At 67.4% G+C, this 3,716-nt stretch carries 2 protein-coding genes and 1 pseudogene; 1 reads left to right on the top strand and 2 read right to left on the bottom strand.

The features are described 5' to 3' along the window. Positions 1–196: pseudogene (locus ACDELDRAFT_RS24340) on the top strand (phospholipase); the annotation flags it as partial. 518 nt (positions 197–714) lie between these two features. Here the strand turns inward: ACDELDRAFT_RS24340 and ACDELDRAFT_RS20100 are convergent. Both ACDELDRAFT_RS20100 and ACDELDRAFT_RS20095 read right to left on the bottom strand, forming a co-directional pair. After that, positions 715–2,301, bottom strand: coding sequence for a methyl-accepting chemotaxis protein (locus ACDELDRAFT_RS20100; protein WP_005799893.1), 1,587 nt, complete (start codon positions 2,299–2,301; stop codon positions 715–717). Positions 2,302–2,884: 583 nt separating this feature from the next. Then, positions 2,885–3,716 (bottom strand): AI-2E family transporter (locus tag ACDELDRAFT_RS20095; protein WP_005799892.1); only part of this gene is annotated, 832 nt, incomplete at its 5' end.

The following is a 3,716-nucleotide window of genomic DNA, read 5'->3' as shown; positions in this document are numbered from 1 at the left end:
ACGGCGCCATGCGGCGCGGGTGACCGAATACCGGGTGCGCGGCCGTACGCAGGTGGTCCTGCGCGAAATCTCGGGGCTGGGGCATGCCTGGAGCGGCGGCGCACGCGGCATGCCCCACAGCGACCCGGCCGGCCCCGACGCGTCGGCCCTGGTGTGGGCGTTTGCCGCGCGGCAGTTCGGCAGAGTTCAGGCTTGAGGGGCCGCTGGCGCTTGTGCAGTGGGCGCTAAACGCTCCTGTATCCAGAGCGTTTGGCGGCGGCAACAGGCAACAGAGGCAATGCCCGCCGCACTGCGTTGCGCCGCCCATGGGCCTACCTGCCGTGAAGGGATTCCTCCACCGTGGGCGGGCAGCCCGAAGTTAAGCCATTTGGGCCGCTGGCGCTTGCGCAGCGGGCGCGAAATGCTTCGAAATGAATAGCGCTGGTGCGGCCGGTGGGCTGGCCGTGATACGCCTGCGGGCCCCGCGATCCGGGTGGGTGGCGGGCGATAGGAGAGCGATGGCTGGCGGCGCAACGCGCGGGCGCACGGAACGCATGTCCTTTGCCGGCAGTCCATGCGCGTGTGGGCAGCTGGCCCATCCAAGGCTTTTCCTGTCCCGGGCATAGCGGCCCGTGGGTGCAAGGCGCGCTGGCAGGGCTGTCCCCGTGGGGTTCGCTCGTCTGCGCGGTCGTCCGCGGCGCCGCTTCAGCCCCATTCAGCCCGGGTTATCCCCGTTCAGGCCAGTTGCCGTGGTTCTGCGGCAAATGGCTGGGCGCTGCGCGCGGCGTCGAGGTGGAAAGTGGCCACCACGTGGGACAGTTCCTGGGCCTGTTGCTGCAGCGACGCGGCGGCGGCAGCGGCCTGTTCGACCAACGCGGCATTTTGCTGCGTGCCCTGGTCCATGTGCGCCACGGCCTGGTTGATCTGCTCGATGCCCGCGGTCTGCTCGCGGCTGGCCTGGCTGATTTCCTCGATCATGGTGGACACGCGCAGCACGCTGTCCACCACGGCCTGCATCGTGGTGCCGGCTTCCTGGGCCAGCTCGGTGCCGGCCTTCACTTCGCTGGCCGAGTTGCCGATCAGGGCCTTGATTTCCTTGGCGGCCTCGGACGAGCGCTGCGCCAGGCTGCGCACTTCGGTGGCCACCACCGCGAAGCCGCGCCCTTGTTCACCGGCACGGGCGGCTTCCACGGCGGCATTCAGCGCCAGGATGTTGGTCTGGAAAGCGATGCCCTCGATCACGCCCGTGATGTCGGCCACCTTGCGCGACGAGGCTTCGATCGACCCCATGGTCTGCACCACCTTTTCCACCACGCTGCCGCCCCGGCGCGCCACGTCGGACGCCGATTGCGCCAGCACGCTGGCCTGGTGCGCGTTGTCGGCGTTCTGGCGCACGTTGGATGTCATCTGTTCCATCGAGGCCGCCGTCTGCTCGAGCGCGCTGGCCTGCGATTCTGTGCGGGAGGAGAGGTCGTGGTTGCCCGCGGCGATCTGCTGCGATGCGCTGGCGATGTGCTCGGTGCCGTTGCGCACCCGCTGCACGATGCGGTGCAGGCTGTCGCGCATCGCCTGGATGTCGAGCATCAGGCTCGACCGGTCGCCAGGCCGCGTGGCCACTGCCACCGCCAGGTCGCCCTGTGCGATGCTGCGCGCAATGCTGCGTGCGTAGTCGGGCTCGCCCCCCAGTTGCCGCAGCAGGTTGCGCGCAACCAGCGTGCCCAGCACCAGCAGGGCCACCGCCAGCACCAGCGCCACGGCGCCAAAGCCCAGGGCGCGCTGCCAGATGGTGGCGTTGACGGTGTCGATGTACACGCCCGAGCCGATCACCCAGCCCCAGGGCTCGAAGCCCTTCACGTACGAGGTTTTCTCGACCGGTGTGTCGCTGCCTGCCTTGGGCCACATGTAAGGCACGAAGCCGGCGCCCTGCGCTCTCACGGTGCGCACGAAGTCCACAAACAGGGGCTGGCCGTTGGCGTCCTTGTTGGCCGTGAGGTCCTGCCCGTTCATTTCAGGCTTGATGGGGTGCATCACCATGCGCGGATGCATGTCGTTGATCCAGATGTATTCGCTGCCGCTGTAACGCAGGGCCTGGATGGCCGCGGCTGCGCGCTGGCGCGCCTCTTCATCGGTCATGGCGCCCTTGCTGCTGAGCGCATGGAAATGCACCGCAATGCCGTGGGCCACCTCGACCACCTGGCGCACGCCCGTCTGGCGTTCCTCAAGGATCAGCTTGCGCTCGGACACCAGGAACCAGGCCGTCATGACCACCATGCCGAAAAGCGCGCACAGCACCAGAAGTGCCAGTTTTTTTGCGATGGTCATGCGGTGCCCCGGGCAGAAAGAAAGAGAAAGCAGATGCCCGCCATTCCGTGTCACTGGTGTGACGGGTGTGAAAAAATTACATCTGGATTCTACTTTTCAAGCCTTGAAACACGGCAAGGGAGATACCCAGGGGTTTGAGGGTTTTGGGGCGTCAGGGCAAGCATGTGGGGTGTCCGGCGTGCTAGATAAGCCTGGCTGGCACGGGCGCCCCAGCGTGCCGATCGGCAGCCCGCGCGTTCTCGCCAGCGGGGGCGCTCACCCGGTGCAGCGGGTTGCGGGCTCGAACGTGCGCCCTTGCGCATGGCGTTGCGTCCACCTGGCGGGCAGGGGCTGCGCGCACTGTTTTTACCAAGAAGGTTGCGATCCCAAAGGGCCTGGCGCAAGGCGCCAAACGCAGCTGGGGTGTGGCGCCAGCGAGGGGTTGGCAAGGCAGCGAACGGCCCTCTCTTGGGGGCGTGACGCAAGGGAAGGCTGCGCCACCCGTTGTGGAGTTCCTCGCCGAGACACAGGCCCTGGTGTCGTCGCGCGCCAGGATCGGCTCGGCTGGCGTGTCTTCCCATGGCCAAAATAGTGGGAACAAACCCTAGACCAACCGTGCCGCCATCAACTCCTTCTTGAGGTACGCGTAGAACAGCGGCGCGGCCACCAGCCCGGCGGGGCCGAAGACCGCCTCGGCCACGAACATGACGCTGAGCAGTTCCCACACACCGATCTGCGTGCGCTGGCCCACCACCTTGGCGTTGATCACGTATTCGGCCTTATGGATCAGCACCAGGAACCCCAGGCACGCTGCTGCCGCGAGGGGGGCCACCGACAATCCCACGAGGGTGATCACCGCATTGCACAGCAGATTGCCCACGATGGGCACGAGGCCGGCCACGAACGTGAGCGTGATCAGCACAGGCGTGTAGGGCAGGGCCAGCCCCCACAGCGGCAGCACGAACAGCAGGAACAGCGCCGTCAGCAGGGTGTTGAAGGCGGCAATCCAGAACTGCGCCGCCACGATTTGTCCGAAAGCCTCGCCAAACAGCACGATGCGTTCGCGCAGCTGTTGTGCCAGCGGGCCGCGTGCATGGGCCGGGCTGCGCACTGCCGCCAGCGCGCCGATGAGCAGGCCAATGTAGGCAAACAGCAGGCCACCCAGCCAGGCACGCCCGGCCATGGCCAGGGCTCCGGCCTTCGCACCCAGGTAGCTGGCGATGATGCGCTGGATCTCGGCCGCGCCCTCGGGCAGGTGGGCCGCCATGTCGGCGGGCAGCTTCAGGCGCAGCTCAAGCACCGTGCGCGCCATGTAGTTCAGCAGCTCTTGGTACTGCTGCGGGGCATCGACCAGATAGCCGCGTGAATGCGTGAGCCCGGCCGCCAACAGGGCCAAGGGCAGCAGCATCACCAGGCCGGCGGCGGCAATCTGCGCC

This window comes from Acidovorax delafieldii 2AN, from assembly GCF_000175235.1.
GTDB lineage: Bacteria > Pseudomonadota > Gammaproteobacteria > Burkholderiales > Burkholderiaceae_C > Acidovorax > Acidovorax delafieldii_B.
This window is presented reverse-complemented; position numbering and strand designations above follow the sequence as displayed.